The 1,180-nt window shown below is 60.8% G+C and carries 1 protein-coding gene; it reads left to right on the top strand.

Going from position 1 to position 1,180, the window contains the following annotated elements; all coding sequences use genetic code 11:
- The coding region (gene ltrA, locus Q668_RS00465; RefSeq protein ID WP_036218677.1) for a group II intron reverse transcriptase/maturase at positions 1 to 1,108 on the top strand (1,108 nt) is incomplete at its 5' end.
- Between the last annotated feature and the right edge of the window lie 72 nt (positions 1,109 to 1,180).

Below are 1,180 nucleotides of genomic sequence, written 5' to 3'. Positions count from 1 at the left end.
GGCCGGAGACTACCATCCTCAACCGGTCCGCCGGGTCAGCATTCCTAAGCCACAAGGCGGCGAACGAGTGCTGGGTATTCCGACGGTGCAGGATCGCCTGATCCAGCAAGCGCTTCACCAAGTGCTAAGCCCGATGCTGGAACCGACCTTCTCGGATCACAGCTACGGGTTCCGCCCCGGACGAAGCGCCCATCAGGCGGTCAAGGCGATGCAGCGGCACATCAACGACGGCCATCGCTGGGTGGTCGATCTGGATCTGGCTCAGTTCTTTGATCGGGTCAACCACGATGTGCTGATGGGCCTGCTGGCCCGTCGCATCACCGACCGACGGATACTCATCCTGATCCGACGCTACCTGCAAGCCGGCACGCTCGAAGGTGGGCTGGTCAGCCCGAGACGGGAAGGCACGCCGCAAGGCGGCCCTCTCTCACCCTTGCTCTCCAACGTGCTCCTGACCGAACTGGATCGGGAGCTGGAGCGCCGGAGTCACCGGTTTTGTCGCTATGCGGACGACTGCAATATCTACGTTCGCAGCAGAAGAGCCGGCGAACGGGTAATGGCCAGCGTCACCCATTTCCTGGAAAGAGAACTGCGCCTGAAAGTGAACACAGACAAGAGCGCTGTGGATCGCCCTTGGCGCCGAAGCTTCCTGGGATACAGCGTGACCTGGCACAAGCAGGCACGGTTGAGGGTTGCACCGAAGAGCCTGAAGGCCTTCATGGCCAAGCTGCGTCCGCTGCTTAAGCGATCTCGCGGGCAGTCGCTGACGACGACTATCCAGAAGCTGAACCCAGTCCTACGAGGTTGGGCGAATTACTATCGCTTGACCGCCTCGAAGCGTTCGGTCGAAGCCCTGGATGGCTGGATAAGACGGCGGCTTCGCCTGATCCTATGGCGGCAATGGAAGCGAACCCATACACGAGCTCGTAACCTGATGCGGCTCGGTCTGACTAAGCAAAGGGCTTGGGTGAGTGCAGTGAATGGCCGTGGGCCCTGGTGGAACAGCGGCGCCTCTCACATGAATGCGGCGCTGCCCAAGAAGGTGTTCAACGGTCTGTCTCTGGTAAGCTTGCTGGATACGATGAATCGGTTTCCGAGCCAACCATGAACCGCCGTGGTACGGAACCGTATGCCCGGTGGTGTGAGAGGACGGGGGAGGCAACTCCCCCTCCTACTCGAT

The organism is Marinobacter sp. ES-1 (assembly GCF_000475255.1).
Classification (GTDB): domain Bacteria; phylum Pseudomonadota; class Gammaproteobacteria; order Pseudomonadales; family Oleiphilaceae; genus Marinobacter; species Marinobacter vinifirmus.
Note: the sequence above shows the minus strand (reverse complement) of the source record. Positions and strands in the feature narration are given on the sequence as shown.